The sequence below is a fragment of the Streptomyces flavidovirens DSM 40150 genome (assembly GCF_000429085.1).
GTDB lineage: Bacteria > Actinomycetota > Actinomycetes > Streptomycetales > Streptomycetaceae > Streptomyces > Streptomyces flavidovirens.
The window spans coordinates 256,432-270,589 of the sequence record NZ_AUBE01000007.1 but is presented as its reverse complement, the minus strand read 5'-3'; the positions used below and the strand labels follow the sequence as shown (position 1 = coordinate 270,589).

Below are 14,158 nucleotides of genomic sequence, written 5' to 3'. Positions count from 1 at the left end.
TTCGCAGGCGTGGCGTTCGCAGGCGTGGCGTTCGCGGGTGCGGGCGCTTTCTGTCGTTATGGTCCATCCGGACAGCGAACGCCGCACCGGACGAGGACCCGATGAGACTTCGTGCCACGGCCAGCCGGCGACTGGCCTTTCTGCTGACCCTGGCCGCCGGGCTGACGGTGACACAGGCGCCCACCCCCGCGGCGTACGACCGTGCGAAATACGAGCAGGCCGCGCCGTGCCCGGCCTCCGTGCCCTACCGGTCGGGTGATTCCGGGTACAACACCTTCCGCATCCCGGCCGCCCTCCAGGTACCCGGCGGCGCGCTGCTCGCGTTCGCCGAGGGGCGGCGGAATTCCTCCGCGGACGACGGTGACATCGACCTGGTCCTACGGCGCTCCCTCGACGGCGGATGCACCTGGCAGCCGCTGCAGTTGGTCGCGGACGCCGGGAAGGACACGGTGGGCAACCCGGTGCCGATGGTCGACCCCCGCAGCGGAGACGTCGTCCTGGTGACGTGCCGGACCATCGGCGGCGCCACGAAGCGGCAGGTGACGTCGGGGAAGGTCGCCGCCTCGGTCCGACGTGTGTACGTCCAGCGCAGTGCCGACGGCGGCAGCACGTGGTCGCCGCAGCGGGACATCACCGGATCGGTGAAGCCCTCCGATTGGCGTTGGTACGCCGTCGGTCCCGGCCACGGGGCCGCCCTGCGGCACGCACGCCACCGGGGCCGGCTGCTCGTGCCCGCGAACCACAGTTCGGGCGCGACCGGGCGCAGCGGCGCGCACTCCCTCTACAGCGACGACGGTGGGCACACCTGGCACGTCGGGTACGTGAGCGGGTCGGTCAGTGGCCCTCTCGCGCTCAACGAGAGCACGCTGGCCGAACTTCCGGGCGGTACGGTCTACATCAACGCGCGTGACCATGACCGGACCGCCGAGGGGACCCGCGCGGACGCCTACAGCGCCGACGGCGGTCTGACCCTGTCGGTGCCGTTCCGGCCGCAGCCCGGCCTGACGGGTCCGACGGTGCAGGGCAGCGTGCTTCAGGTCTCCGGCCGGCCGGGGAGGAGTCCGCTGCTGTACTCCGGTCCGTCGGACCCGGACAAGCGGCTTCGGATGCAGGTGCGTGCCAGCGGCGACGGCGGGCGGTCGTGGGTGCCGGTCTGGTCGGTGTCGCAAGCTCCGGCCGGCTACTCGGATTTGGTGCAGACGGGCCCGGCGACGGTCGGCCTGCTGTACGAGACGGGGGCGCGGGCCACCCACGAGATCATCCGCTTCACCCCTCTGCCCCCGGACACGCTGACCCCCGAGTGGTGAAAGGGTCGCGCGGCTCAGGCGTGTGACAGCGCGAAGGAGACCAGGAAGCCGCTGACCGTGATCAGGCCGATCGCGAGGTGGGCGTCCTCGAACGCCTCCGGGATCATCGTGTCGGCGATCATCGCGAGGATGGCGCCGGCCGCCACCGCCGTCACCGCGGCCACCACCGAGGTCGGCAACCCGCCGACGACGGCGTACCCGAGCACCGCGGAAGCCGCGCTCGCGGCGGCGATCGCCCCCCAGATACCGAAAACGTACTTCTTGCCGCGGCCGGCCCGCCGCATGCCGACGGAACTCGAAAGGCCCTCGGGGACGTTACTGATGAACACCGCCACCACCGTCACCGTGCTGACCGCCCCGCCGTCGACGAGGCTGACGCCGATCACCGCCGATTCCGGCACACCGTCCAGCAGGGCCCCGAGCGCCAACGCCAGCCCGGACCCGGCCTGCTGAGCCTCCGACGGCTGGGGCTTCCGGTGTCCGGAACGCTTGCGGTGGCGGGCACCGCGGCGGGCCAGCCACATGTTGCCCGCCGTGTAGGCCACCGCCCCGCCCACGGTGCCGACCGCTGCCGGAGCCAGCCCGGCCTGGTCGTACGCCTCCTCGACGAGTTCGAAGGAGACCGCCGACAGAAGTACCCCGGCGCCGAACGCCATCACCGACGCCACCGCCCACTGCGGGATGCGCACCGCGTATCCCAGCACGGCCCCGAGCAGCAGGGCCGACCCGGCCACCAGCCCCCACATCCCCGCCAGCACCACTTGTTCCATTGCACCCATGTACCCCGGAACCCCACAGGAACAGCCCGCATGTGGCGCCGCGCACACCAACGGGCTCGCCGGGGCCCGTCAGGTGGCGCTGCGTTCGCTCGCGTCCCGCAGGCCTCGTTCGACGGCGCGGTGGTGGGCGTCGTCCGGGCGGCCGCCCCGCGTTCCCGGCCGTCCCGCGCGTAACAGTTCCCGCCATCGCTCGGCGTTCCAGTCCGCCGGGCTCGTGCTCTCGATGAAGTCCTCGACGAGGGCGAGGAAGCGTACGGGCTCGGTGTGGAACGGGAAATGGCCCACCCCGGCGAAGATCTCCAGGCGGCTGCCCGGCATCGCGTCGTGCGCGCGGTGCGCGTGCCGCTCGGGGACGACGCTGTCGCGATCGCCCCAGACGAGCAGGGTGGGCATCCCCTCGGCCAGGTAGCAGCGGTCGAGCATCGTGACGACCTGGCCCCGCCAGTCGACGACCGCCCGCAGCGTCCGGATGAACGCGCTGCGCGACGTTGCGTCGGGCAACGCGTCCACGAGGCTGAGCAGTTCGGTCGCGTCCTGGCCGAGATCCGTGTCGAGCAGCCTCATCAGCCCGGCGAAGGCGCGCGTCTGCCACCGCATGCCGGGGAGCGTGAGGGCCGAGAGCATCAGGTCGGCGCCGGGCAGGGAGACCGCACGCAGTACGGGGTTGACCTCCGCTCCCACTCCCCCGGTGCTGACCAGCACGAGGCGTTCGGTCCGTTCGGGGAACTGGTACGCGAACTGCATGGCCACGCCGCCGCCGAACGAGTGGCCGATCAGCGTGGCCCGTTCGATGCCCAGCGCCCCCAGGAGGTCGCGGATTCCGTTCGCGTAGGCGGCCACCGAATAGTCGGCGCGCGGCTTGTCCGACATGCCGTGGCCGAGCAGGTCGGGGGCGATCACCGTGTAGCGGCGGGCCAGGCCGGGCATGAGGCCGGCCCAGGTGGCGGAGGAGTCGCCGATGCCGTGGATGAGTACGACGGCCGGCCCTTCGCCCGCGATCCGGTACGCACGCCGGTAGCCGTGCACGACGCGGTAGTGCGGCTCGGCGTCCCCGTCCCCCACGGGGCGCAGCCTGCTCTCGCCCGCCGGGCGTCGGCCGGGGTGGTCGGCCACGGGCATACCTCCCGAGTCGGGCGTCCGGCCGGCTCCCGGAAGGGAAGCGGCCGGGCGGCGTATCCGTTCGTTCGTCCGAGCGTAGGCCTGCCGCCGCACCGGGGGTTTCCGGCGCGTTTCGCGCGGGATACGCCACCGGATACCGCACTTGCGCGGCTGCGAACACCGTCGCGACACGGCCTCCCTCGATGGCGCCCGGCCTTCCCGCCGCGCAGACTTGACGGCATGTCGGGCAAGCGAAGCGCGGGTCTCCTCCTGTTCCGGACGTCGCAGGACGGGGCGGAGGTGCTCATCGGTCATATGGGCGGGCCGTTCTGGGCCGGCCGTGACACCGCGTCCTGGTCGATCCCCAAGGGTGAGTACGAGCCGGACGAGACGCCCGAGGCGGCCGCCCGCCGGGAGTTCACGGAGGAGCTCGGTCTGCCGGTGCCCGACGGAGAGCTCATTCCCCTCGGTGAGTCCCGCCAGTCGAGCGGCAAGATCGTCACGGTCTGGGCGCTGGAGGCCGATCTGGACCCCGCCCTGGCCGATTTCGGGACGTTCACCATGGAGTGGCCGAGGGGCTCCGGTATGCAGCAGGAGTTCCCGGAGATCGACGAGGTCGTGTGGTGCACGCCGGAGAGCGCCCACGACCGGCTCGTCAAGGGCCAGCGCGTCTTCCTCGACCGGCTCGCCCGGCACGTGGAAGCCCGGCGGGGGTAATCCCCACCCCCGACTGACCGGCAGGCGGGATGTCCGGGGCCGGGCCGCGGTGGCCATCCTGAGGGGGCGAGACGGGACCACGAGCGGAGCCCGGACCCACCGCCTTACGGGGAGACGTGATCATGCAGTTCAGGAATCCATCGGGTCATGCGGCCAAAGTGGTCGCGGCGGCGGCGCTGCTGGCCGTCACCGGCGGCATGGCCCTTCCCGCCGCCCCTGCCGGCGCCGTGTCCCGGTCACCGGACGGAGTGTGGCGCGTGGACGGATACGGCACGGTGCTCTCGGTCGAACGGGGGCGGCTCCAGGAGTACCAGACCACTTCCGTGAGCTGCCTGAAGGGCGAATCCGCCGAGCGCTCGGGCGGGGGCAGCACGTCGCCCCGCTACCTCACCGGCGAAGGGGACGCCTTCACCGTACGGTCCGGACCGCGCCGCGACCGGGCGTCGCTGCACGTGGACGGCTCGCCCAACCACCGTGGCCTGCGGCGCGTTCCGGCGCTGCCCGCCTCCTGTGCGCGGGAGATGCCCGGCGGCCCGGTGGCGGCCTTCGACGTGCTCTGGCAGACCTTCGAGGAGCACTACCCGTTCTTCGCCGCCAAGGGGATCGACTGGGACGCCGTCCGGGACCGTCACCGGCCCCGGATCCACGCCGGGACCACGGACGCCGAACTGTTCGCCGTCTTCGAGGAGATGCTGGCGCCGCTGCACGACGCGCATGTCGCCCTCCTCGCCGGTGACACCGGCACTTTCGCCCGGAGCCGGCCCGGCACCGTCATCCCCGGCCGGACGCTGGAGGACCGGATCAAGGCGTACATCCAGGAGCGTGACCTGGACGGCCGTCCGCTGCGGGAGTTCGGACAGGGCCGGATCGGATACGCCGATCTGCCGGGCGGCCAGGGGTACCTCCGCCTCTCCGCGTTCGGCGGCTACACGAAGGCCAACACCTTCGCCGCCAACAGCGCGGAGCTGGACCTGGCCCTGGACGCGATCCTCACGCCCGCGCGCACGGCGCGGATGAAGGGCCTGATCATCGATCTGCGGATCAACGGCGGCGGGTCCGACAGCCTGGGGCTGCGACTCGCCGCGCGTCTCACCGACCGCCCCCACTTCGCCTACGCCAAACGAGCCCGTAACGACCCGGCGGATCCGGCCCGCTTCACACGCCCGCAGCCCCTGTACGTGCACCCCGCGGCGGGCAGGCCCCGGTATCCGGGGCCGGTCACGGTGCTGACCGGTGGCACGACGTTCAGTGCGGGCGAGACCTTCACGCAGGCCCTGATCGAGCGTCCCGGACGGACGATACGGATCGGGGAGTCCACCCAGGGTGTTTTCTCCGACACGCTGGAGCGACGGCTTCCGGGAGGCTGGACGGTGCTGCTGCCCAACGAGGAGTTCCTCACCCGGTCCGGGCACACCTTCGACGGCCCCGGCATCCCGCCGCATCTGAGGGAGCCGGTGTTCACGGACGAGGAATTCGCCCACCACCGCGACTCGGCCTTCGACCGGGCGGTGGAGGTGCTGCGCGCCCCTCGCTGAAAGGCGGCGCGCCGGCGCCCGCGCGAAGCGGTCGGCAGTGATTCGTACCACAGGTCCGAAAGCCTGCGAGGGCACCCGTGGCGCGCCTCCGCCGGGCTCGGTTCCCGAAGCCGTACGGGCCCGCGGAACGCGCCCCCGGCGTGGTCAGGGGCGTGTGCCCCGGCGCTCACGCCGGCAGGACCGCCCTCGGACGGGCCGCTGCGCGGCGAGGCCGGGGAGCCCGGGGAGGGCGGGAAAGGCCGGTGGGACCGGGGCGCCGATCGCAGGTGGTTTACCGTTGGCAAGGGAAGAGCGGTCGCCTACGCCGCCGACAGCCGCGTCGCCCGTATCCACGAGGCCGAAGACGGTCCCCCTCAGCCCCACCGCACCGGCCGACAGATTCCAGCCTCCCCTTCCTCTCATCGGCGCCCCCGGCCGATGGCGCGGCGCGAAATCCGCGTATGCGCGGCGCTGCGAGCCTCCACCGCGCGCCTGCGAACCCATCCGGCCGGCCGGCGACGCCGCCGAGCGTCACCCGGCCAGGCCCGGTCCCCCGAACCCCCCGTACGCCCGCCCTGCCTCCACCAGAAGGACTCGTCACCATGCCAGTGCAGACTTCGGTACGACCCCCGCCCCCGTCCTCGCCCCCGCAGCAGCCCGGCAGTGACTTCGCGAGACTTTCCAAGAAGATCACCGCCGCCGGGCTGATGGGGCGCCGCCCCGGCTATTACACGGCCCGTATCGCGGCAGTGGCGGCCCTCTACGCCGGCGGCTGGGTCGCCTTCGTGCTCGTCGGCGACAGCTGGTGGACGCTGGCGGTCGCCGGTTTCCTCGCCCTGGTCTTCGGCCAGGTCGCGCTGGTGACGCACGACGCGGCCCACCGTCAGGTGTTCCGGCTGCGCAAGGCCAGCGAACGCTCGGGCCGCGTTCTGGGCAACCTCGGCATCGGCATGGGGTACGGATGGTGGCAGGACAAGCACACCCGCCACCACGCCAATCCCAACCACGCGGAGCTCGACCCTGACGTCCTGCCCGACGTACTCGTGTGGTCCCAGGACCAGGCGCGCGTGGCCAAAGGCCTTCCCCGGCTGCTCGGCCGCTCGCAGGCGTTCCTGTTCTTCCCGCTGCTCACCCTGGAAGGCTTCAGCCTTCATGTGGCGGGCGTACGGGCGCTGGCCGACCGCACGCTCAAGAACCGCACGCTCGAAGGCACGCTGCTCCTCGGTCACTTCGCGGTCTACCTGACCGCGCTGTTCCTGGTGCTGCCGCCCGGCATGGCGATCGCGTTCCTGTTCGTCCACCAGTGCCTGTTCGGCGTCTACCTGGGGTCCATCTTCGCCCCGAACCACAAGGGCATGCCGATCCTGACCGGCGACGACCGGCCCGACTTCCTGCGCCGCCAGGTGCTCACGTCACGCAATGTGCGCGGCGGCTGGTTCACCGACCTCATGCTCGGCGGGCTGAATTACCAGATCGAGCACCACCTGTTCCCCAGCATGCCGTCCCCGCACCTGCGGCGGGCCCGGGTCATCGTCCGGGACTACTGCCGGGACCTCGGCATCAGCTACCTGGAGACCAGCCTGATCACCTCGTACAAGCAGGCGCTCACCAGCCTCCACCGGGCGGGAGCCCCGATCCGCGAGGCCCGCGCGTCCGCGGCCCTGTCCAAGGCGTAGTACGACCGCGCGGGGCCGCGGGTCAGTGCGCCTCGCCCCACCGCGCGCGGGCCGCGTCGAGTGCGGCGCGGTAGGCGGCGTAGCCGTCCTCGTACACCACGCGTGACTCCTGTCGCGGCTCCACGGTGCGGAACAGTTGCGGCTTCGTCTCCGGTCCTTCGCCGAGGAAGCGCCGCGCGACACGGACCGCGCCGAGTGCGCCCACCTCGTTCTCCACCGGGATACGGACCGGGCGCCCCAGTATGTCGGCGAAGAGCTGCGCCCACGGGCCGGAGCGGGTGCCGCCGCCGCACGCGGCGAGGGTGCCGGTGAGGCCGGCGGCCTCCAGGCAGTGCCGGGCGGCGTAACCGATGGCCTCGCACATGGCGCGTACCGCGTCGGCGCGGGTGTGGGCGAGCGTGAGCCCGTCGAGGCGGCCACGGGCGGCAGGGTCGACGAACGGGGCGCGCTCCCCCGCGTCGGAGAGGAAGGGCAGCGCGGTGACGCCGTTCGCGCCCGGCGGGCTCCGGTCGAGCAGGCCGTCGAGGTCGGCCGTGGTCGTGCCGGTGAGGGCGAGGAACCATTCGAGGGCGGCGGTACCGACCATCGCGGGCATCGCGCGCAGCCAGCGGTCGGGGTCCGGGGTGCACAGCCACATGCCGGCCGGTTCGGAGGAGCCGTCTGTCCTGGCGCGGTCGGTGAGGACCTGACAGGCGAGCGTGGTGCCGACGATCAGCAGTCCGTCGCCCACGTCGCGTACGCCGCTGCCTATGGCGCAGGCCGGCAGGTCGTACGGACCCGCGGTGAGCGGCAGTCCCACGGGCAGCCCCAGCAGTCCGGCGCCGTGGGCGTCGAGGGCCAGGACGGTGCCGGGCGGGGCCGGCGCGGGCAGCAGGTGTGCCTGGTCCTCGATGCCGCAGGCGGCGAGCGCGGCGTGCGCGTACGTACGGCTGACCGGGTCGAGGAAGGGCAGGGTGGCGTCGGAGGCGTCCACACTGACCCGGCCGGTGAGGCGCTGGGCGACGGCGTCGACGCAGTAGCCGGCGGTGACCGCGCGTCGCAGGGTCTGCGGCTCGTGCTCCCGCAGATGGGCGAGGAGCGGGGCGTGGCATCCGGGGAACATGCCGGAGCCGGTGTGCTCGTACACCTCCTGGACCGTGCCGTCCGCCAGCCAGCGCGCGACGAGGTCCGAGGCGCGGCCGTCCATCCAGGAGATGGCGGGGCGTACCGCGTGGCCTTCCGCGTCGCGCAGCCACAGGCCGTCGCCCTGTCCGGTGAGGGCGAGCGCGGTGGGCGGTCCGGCCAGTGCGGCGGTGGTTTCCCGTACGACCTCGGCGACCGTACGGACGACGTCGTCGAGGTCCTGTTCGACGCGTCCGCCGGACAGCCGCATGATGCTGCTGCGGCGCGTGGCCGAGGCCAGCGGGGTCCCCTCGCGGTCGAAGGCGACGGCTTTGGTGACGGAGGTGCCGATGTCGACGCCGATGATGACGCTCATGGGCGCGCGGCCTCCTGAACCTCGGGGTTGGCCGGGTGGGCGAGCTTCTCGCCGCGTACGAAGCGGCCCGCCTCGGCGGCGGTGATGGCGGCGGCGCGGTGCGCGGTCTGCCGCGTGGCGCCGGCCAGGTGGGGGGCGGTGACGACGTTGGGGGCGTCGTGCAGCGGCCAGTCGGCGGGCGGGGGTTCGATGTCGTACACGTCGAGGGCGAGGGCGCCGAGGCGGCCGCTCCTGAGCAGGCCGGGCAGCGGGGCGTAGTCGAGGAGCCCGCCGCGGGCGGAGTTGACCAGGACCGCGCCCCTGGGGAGGAGTTCCAGCTTGGCCGCGTCGATGAGGTGGTGGGTCTCGGGGGTGAGGCGGGCGTGCAGGCTCACGACGCTGCTGCGGCGCAGGAGTTCGTCGAGTTCCACCGGTTCCACGCCCTGCGCGCGGGCGGCCGCCGGGTCGGTGTAGGGGTCGGCGACCAGGACGTGGGAGCCGAAAGCGCGCAGGACGCGGGCGACGATGCGGCCGATGGCGCCGTAACCGACGAGCCCGACGGTGGCGCCGTCGAGTTCGATGCCGCCCTCTTCGTACGCGTAGAAGTCGCCGCGCCACTTTCCGCGCTTGAGCTCGGCGTCGGCGGTGGTGATGCGCCGCATGGCAGTGAGCATCAGGCCGATGGCGAACTCGGCGGCGGCGGGGGCGTTGCGGCCGGGCGCGAAGGAGACGGCGACGCCGTGGCGGGTGGCGGCGGCGAGGTCGACGTTGACCGGGCCGCCGCGGGAGACGGCGACCATGCGCAGGTCCGGGCAGGCGGTGAAGACCTTCTCCGTGAAGGGCGCCATCTGGGTCACGCAGATCGCGGCGCCGTCGAGCGCCTCGATGAGCTCTTCCTCCGTACCGCTCGCCTCGTGGACGTCGCCGACCGGGCCGAAGGGCTCGTGGGGCCAGGGGAGGGTGAGTCCGGTGATCTCCTGGTCGGTGCCCAGCTCCTCGCGCAGTGCGGCACGGAGGAGGTCGGGGCGGACGAAATGATCACCTGCGGCGAGGATGCGCATGGAGCGGTGCCCTTCTTGGGGTCGCGGTGGCGATGCGCGTCAGCGTTGCCGCAGCGCCACTAACACTGGCGCTGATAGATTTAACATCATTGTTTTGAAGAATCAATGCACTGCCGGCGCGCTCTCGGTACGCGCCGCCACCTCACCGGGGAGAGATCACCGATGGCATCACGCCTGTTGCTCGTGCGGCACGGAGAGACCGAATGGCACGCGGAGAACCGGTACGCCGGCATCTCCGACGTCGCGCTGACCGCGAAGGGGCTGCGGCAGGCGCAGGAGCTCGGGACCTGGGCGAAGCACCGCGGCGTCGACGCCGTGGCCTGCTCGCCGGTCAGCCGCGCCCGGCTGACCGCCCGGCCCGCCGCCGAGGTCCTCGGTGTGGAGCCGGAGATCGTCGAGGGGCTGCGCGAAGTGGACTTCGGCTGGGGAGAGGGCCGCACCATCGCGGAGATGGCCGCCGAGGACCCCGAGGCCGTACGGCGCTTCCTGGAGGACGCCGAGCTCGGCGCCTTCGCCGGCTCGGAGCCGCCGTCCGACGCCGCGGCCCGCGCCTCGACCGCGCTGCGGGGCCTGGCGCGCAAGCACCCGGGCGGCACGGTCCTGGTGGTGGCGCACAACACCCTGCTGCGCATGGCGCTGTGCGCGATGCTCTCCATCCCGGTCGGCCGCTACCGCCTGGTGTTCCCCCGGCTGGACAACGCGGCCGTGACCGAGATCGAGGTGTCGGACGCCGGCACCGCCCTGCGCTCGCTCAACGTCCCCACCTGGGCACCTCTGCACGGCGGTACGCGAAACTTGGGCACATGACGACGACCGGCGCGGAAGCCCGCAGGCAGATCATCACCGAGCACGTCCTGAAGCACGGGACGGCGAGCGGCGCCGAGCTCGCGGAGCTCACCCGCGTGAGCCTGATGACGGTGCACCGGGACCTGGACGAACTGGCCAGGCGTGGGGTGCTGCGCCGGTTCCGGGGCGGGGTCTCCGCGCTGCCTTCGACGGTCTTCGAGTCAAATCTCGACTACCGGCTCGGCGTCAACACGGCCGAGAAGGAGGCCATCGCGAAGGCCGCGGCCGATCTGGTCGAGCCGGGCATGTCGGTGATGCTGGACGACTCCACGACCGCGCTCGCGCTGGCCCGGCTGCTGGTGGACCAGGCCCCGCTGACGGTGGTGACCAACGCCCGGCGGGTCATCGACCTGTTTGCCGGCCATGAGGACATACGCCTCATCTCGCTCGGCGGGGAGTACTCGCACACCCATGACTCCTTCCTGGGCGTTCCCTGCCTGGAGGCGATCGAGGCCCTGTCGCTGGACATGGTGCTGGTCTCCACCTCCGCGATGGACGCCCGGATGACGTACCACCAGGAGCAGGACGTGGTGCTGGTCAAGCGGGCGATGCTGGCCTCCGGCACGCGCAAGGTGCTGCTGATGGACCGTACGAAGCTGGCCAGGACCGCGCTGCACCGGCTGGCGCCCGTCGAGGACTTCGACCACCTGGTGGTGGACGACGGGGTGGGCGGCGAGCTGCTGACCGCCCTCCAGGAGCGCACGGATGTCCGAGTCGCGGTCACGCACTGACAACGAGCCTTCTTAAACTCTTGCGTGTTAATTTCACAGAGGTCATGATGCATTCCCGGTCGCGGCTGTGATGTCCGCGGGCCCATGGCACCTCAATGTGGAGGCACGAGCAATGAGCAGCACCGCCGCACCCGCCGCGCGCACGGGAGAGACCGTCTGGGATCGCATCGGGATCCCCCGGCCTCTTCTCTTCGGCTTCATCGGCGTCCTGATCTTCATGATCGGCGACGGTGTCGAGTCCGGTTTCATCGCGCCGTTCATCGAGGGCAACGGCGCGGGCAGCGAGGTCCGCGCGAGCTATGTGATCACGGCGTACGGCGTCACGGTCATGCTCGCCTCCTGGCTGTCGGGCGCCCTGTCCGAACTGTGGGGCCCCCGGCGCGTGATGCAGCTCGGCCTCGCCATCTGGATCGTCTTCGACATCCTCTTCCTGACCCTCGGCGCGGCCCAGGACAACTACACCCTGATGCTGGTCTTCTACGGCCTGCGCGGCTTCGGCTACCCGCTCTTCGCCTTCTCGTTCCTGGTGTGGGTCACCGCCACCGCCCCGGTGGCCCGGCTCGGCGCGGCCGTCGGCTGGTTCTACTTCGCCTTCACCGGCGGTCTGCCCACCCTCGGCTCACTCACCGCGTCCGTCACCAATCCGCTCTTCGGGAAGTTCGGCACCCTCTGGGTCGCGCTCGCCCTGATCGCGCTCGGCGGCGCCTTCTGCCTCCTCGGCGTACGCGAACGGACCGGGTACTCCCGGCTCGCGCCGCCCGGAGTCAAGCCGGTCCAGTCGCTGACCCGCAGCCTGTCCATCGCCTGGACCAACCCCAAGGTCGCCGTCGGCTGCGTGGTGCGCATCATCAACACCGCCCCGCAGTTCGGCCTGTGGGTGATCCTCCCGGCGTTCTTCACCGGCGAGATGGGCTTCAGCGACGGCGACTGGCTGCGGCTGCTGTCGATCATGTTCGCCACCAACATCTTCTTCAACCTGCTCTTCGGGCTGGTCAGCGACCGGATCGGCTGGCGCACCACCATCGGCTGGTTCGGAGCGGTGGGCTGCGCGGTGAGCGTCCTCGCCCTGTACTTCGTACCGAAGCTGATGACCGACAACTACTGGGTCGCCGTCGGCGTCGGCATGGTCTACGGCGCCACGCTCGCCGGTTTCGTCCCGATCTCCGCGCTGATGCCGTCGCTGGCCCCCGAGAACAAGGGCGGCGCGATGGCGCTGCTCAACCTCGGCGCGGGCGGCGCGGCCTTCGTGGGACCGGCGATCGTCTCGCTCTTCCTCGGGCCGCTGGGCCGCGACGGCGTCGTACTGATCTTCGCCGGTCTGTACGTCGTCGCCGCGGTGCTCACGCTCTTCCTGCGGCTGCCGAGGGCGTCGGAGGAGGCCATCGAGCAGGGCAAGTCCCTCCAGGAGGCGGCCGTACCGGTCGCCGCCCGTGCCACCACCTGATCCGTACACACCGCTGTACGCGCGTACCCGAAAGGACCCGCCCCGCCCATGAGCAGCACCGCCGACGCATCCCGCTCCCCCGTCCCCGTCGTGGCCGGTATCGATGTGGCCACCGCCGCGGTGAGAGTGGTGTGCGCCGATGCCCGCGGGCAGGTCCTCGCCGAGGGGCGGGCGCCGCTCCCCCAGCCGGTACGCGGCGCGGGCGGCCACAGCGAGCAGGATGCCCGCACCTGGTGGCCCGCGGCCGCCGCCGCGCTGCGGCAGGCCACCGGCGCGCTGCCCGGCGGCGGCCGGGAGGTGGTGGCGGTCGCCGTCAGTGCCACCTCCGGGACCCTGGTCCTGGCGGGCCCGGACGGCGAGCCGGCCGGGCCCGCCCTGATGTACGACGACCGGCGGGCCGCCGGCCTCAACGCCAAGGCGCAGGGTCTGGGCGCCGGGCGGTGGCGGGCGCTGGGTCTGACGGTCGGCCCGACGGCCGCGCTCGGGAAGCTGGTCTGGTACGCGAACCGGGCCGGCTCCGGCCAACAGGTCCTGCACACACCGGACTTGCTGGGTCACAAACTGACCGGGCACCCGGTTGCCGCCGACTGGAGCCACGCGCTGAAGACCGGCTACGACCCGCGCGCGGGCGAGTGGGCCACCGAGGTCTTCGACGCCTTCGGTGTCCACACCGGCCTCCTGCCCCGCGTCCAGCCGCCCGGCACCGAGGCCGGTACGGTCTCGGCCGGGGCGGCGGCCGAGACCGGTCTGCCCGTCGGCTGCCGGGTCCGGCTCGGCATGACGGACGGGTGCGCGGGCCAGATCGCCACGGGCGCCGTGGAGCCGGGCCAGTTCGTCGGCGTACTGGGGACGACGTACGTGCTCAAGGGCGTCACCCGCGACCTGGTCACCGACCCGGCCGGCGCCCTCTACAGCCATCGCCACCCGGACGGCTGGTGGCTGCCCGGCGGCGCCTCGAACACCGGTGGCGAGGCGCTTGCCGCCGTGGACCCGGCACGGTTGCCCGGCCTCGACGCGGCGGCGGACGCCCGTGGTCCTGCCTCGTGCCTGAACTACCCGCTGCGCCGCGAGGGCGAGCGGTTCCCGTTCGTCTCCGGCGACGCGCGCGGCTTCCTGGCCGGTACGCCGCAGGACGAGGCCGACGGGCACCGGGCCGCGCTGGAGGGCGTCGCCTTCCTGGAGCGCCTGGCCCTGGAGCGCGTCCAGGCGCTGGGCGTCGAGGTGCGGGGTCCCCTGCACGCGGCGGGCGGCGGCAGCCGCAGCGGCCTGTGGACGCGGATCCGCGCCACGGTCCTGGGCAGGCCGCTGCGCGTCGCCGAACGGGCCGAGACCGCGTTCGGAGCGGCCCTGCTCGCCGCCGCGGGTACGCTCCATCCGGACCTGACGGCCGCCGCGGCGGCCATGACGGCGGCGGGGCGCCTGGTCGAGCCGGTGGAGCGGGAGCGGGCGGCGCTGGACGAGTCGTACGGGAAATTCGTCGCGGAACTGCGCGCGCGGGGCTGGCTTGACGCCGGCTGAGGGGCGGCCGA

12 protein-coding genes are annotated in these 14,158 nt (G+C 72.6%); 8 read left to right on the top strand and 4 right to left on the bottom strand.

What is annotated here, in order from left to right:
• Positions 1–101: 101 nt before the first annotated feature.
• On the top strand, positions 102–1,307 hold the full coding sequence (locus tag G412_RS34405; protein ID WP_037648778.1) for a sialidase family protein: 1,206 nt from the start codon (positions 102–104) through the stop codon (positions 1,305–1,307).
• A gap of 14 nt (positions 1,308–1,321) precedes the next feature.
• Here the strand turns inward: G412_RS34405 and G412_RS0114390 are convergent, their stop codons facing one another.
• Complete coding sequence (locus G412_RS0114390; protein WP_028812712.1) at positions 1,322–2,077, bottom strand: ZIP family metal transporter; 756 nt, start codon at positions 2,075–2,077, stop codon at positions 1,322–1,324.
• 78 nt (positions 2,078–2,155) lie between these two features.
• Positions 2,156–3,199, bottom strand: coding sequence for an alpha/beta fold hydrolase (locus G412_RS0114385; RefSeq protein WP_028812711.1), 1,044 nt, complete (start codon positions 3,197–3,199; stop codon positions 2,156–2,158).
• A gap of 225 nt (positions 3,200–3,424) precedes the next feature.
• Between G412_RS0114385 and G412_RS0114380 the strand changes: the two genes are divergently transcribed.
• The 3 genes from G412_RS0114380 to G412_RS0114370 all read left to right on the top strand — a co-directional run bounded on the left by G412_RS0114380 (position 3,425) and on the right by G412_RS0114370 (position 7,091).
• Positions 3,425–3,901, top strand: a complete 477-nt coding sequence (locus tag G412_RS0114380) for an NUDIX hydrolase (protein ID WP_028812710.1) — start codon at positions 3,425–3,427, stop codon at positions 3,899–3,901.
• A 122-nt stretch (positions 3,902–4,023) separates the two neighbouring features.
• Positions 4,024–5,436, top strand: coding sequence for a S41 family peptidase (locus tag G412_RS0114375; protein WP_037648846.1), 1,413 nt, complete (start codon positions 4,024–4,026; stop codon positions 5,434–5,436).
• Between the two features lie 581 nt (positions 5,437–6,017).
• Entirely contained in the window at positions 6,018–7,091 is a 1,074-nt protein-coding gene (locus tag G412_RS0114370) for a fatty acid desaturase family protein (protein WP_028812708.1), read from the top strand.
• 22 nt (positions 7,092–7,113) lie between these two features.
• On the opposite strand, the gene G412_RS0114365 is transcribed toward G412_RS0114370, so the two are convergent.
• Positions 7,114–8,568 (bottom strand): FGGY-family carbohydrate kinase, encoded by a 1,455-nt coding sequence (locus G412_RS0114365; protein WP_028812707.1) that lies wholly within the window; start codon positions 8,566–8,568, stop codon positions 7,114–7,116.
• The gene (locus G412_RS0114360) at positions 8,565–9,608 is read right to left on the bottom strand and encodes a 2-hydroxyacid dehydrogenase (protein WP_028812706.1); all 1,044 of its coding nucleotides are present in this window, start codon (positions 9,606–9,608) and stop codon (positions 8,565–8,567) included. Before G412_RS0114360 ends, G412_RS0114365 begins: the two co-directional genes overlap by 4 nt.
• Before the next feature lie 162 nt (positions 9,609–9,770).
• Here G412_RS0114360 and G412_RS0114355 point away from each other — a divergent pair, with 162 nt between their 5' ends.
• From G412_RS0114355 to G412_RS0114340, 4 genes are all read left to right on the top strand, one after another.
• Positions 9,771–10,415, top strand: coding sequence for a histidine phosphatase family protein (locus G412_RS0114355; protein ID WP_028812705.1), 645 nt, complete (start codon positions 9,771–9,773; stop codon positions 10,413–10,415).
• Positions 10,412–11,185, top strand: a complete 774-nt coding sequence (locus tag G412_RS0114350) for a DeoR/GlpR family DNA-binding transcription regulator (RefSeq protein ID WP_028812704.1) — start codon at positions 10,412–10,414, stop codon at positions 11,183–11,185. Before G412_RS0114355 ends, G412_RS0114350 begins: the two co-directional genes overlap by 4 nt.
• Before the next feature lie 112 nt (positions 11,186–11,297).
• Positions 11,298–12,629, top strand: coding sequence for an MFS transporter (locus G412_RS0114345; protein ID WP_028812703.1), 1,332 nt, complete (start codon positions 11,298–11,300; stop codon positions 12,627–12,629).
• A 48-nt stretch (positions 12,630–12,677) separates the two neighbouring features.
• The gene (locus G412_RS0114340) at positions 12,678–14,147 is read left to right on the top strand and encodes an FGGY-family carbohydrate kinase (RefSeq protein WP_028812702.1); all 1,470 of its coding nucleotides are present in this window, start codon (positions 12,678–12,680) and stop codon (positions 14,145–14,147) included.
• Positions 14,148–14,158: the final 11 nt, after the last annotated feature.

What these genes read in the sequence shown, in the direction of transcription:
- G412_RS34405 (WP_037648778.1), top strand. Translation starts at nt 102, where the DNA reads ATGAGACTTCGTGCCACGGCCAGCCGGCGACTGGCCTTTCTGCTGACC.
- G412_RS0114390 (WP_028812712.1), bottom strand. Translation starts at nt 2,077, where the DNA reads ATGGAACAAGTGGTGCTGGCGGGGATGTGGGGGCTGGTGGCCGGGTCG.
- G412_RS0114380 (WP_028812710.1), top strand. Translation starts at nt 3,425, where the DNA reads ATGTCGGGCAAGCGAAGCGCGGGTCTCCTCCTGTTCCGGACGTCGCAG.
- G412_RS0114375 (WP_037648846.1), top strand. Translation starts at nt 4,024, where the DNA reads ATGCAGTTCAGGAATCCATCGGGTCATGCGGCCAAAGTGGTCGCGGCG.
- G412_RS0114370 (WP_028812708.1), top strand. Translation starts at nt 6,018, where the DNA reads ATGCCAGTGCAGACTTCGGTACGACCCCCGCCCCCGTCCTCGCCCCCG.
- G412_RS0114365 (WP_028812707.1), bottom strand. Translation starts at nt 8,568, where the DNA reads ATGAGCGTCATCATCGGCGTCGACATCGGCACCTCCGTCACCAAAGCC.
- G412_RS0114360 (WP_028812706.1), bottom strand. Translation starts at nt 9,608, where the DNA reads ATGCGCATCCTCGCCGCAGGTGATCATTTCGTCCGCCCCGACCTCCTC.
- G412_RS0114355 (WP_028812705.1), top strand. Translation starts at nt 9,771, where the DNA reads ATGGCATCACGCCTGTTGCTCGTGCGGCACGGAGAGACCGAATGGCAC.
- G412_RS0114350 (WP_028812704.1), top strand. Translation starts at nt 10,412, where the DNA reads ATGACGACGACCGGCGCGGAAGCCCGCAGGCAGATCATCACCGAGCAC.
- G412_RS0114345 (WP_028812703.1), top strand. Translation starts at nt 11,298, where the DNA reads ATGAGCAGCACCGCCGCACCCGCCGCGCGCACGGGAGAGACCGTCTGG.
- G412_RS0114340 (WP_028812702.1), top strand. Translation starts at nt 12,678, where the DNA reads ATGAGCAGCACCGCCGACGCATCCCGCTCCCCCGTCCCCGTCGTGGCC.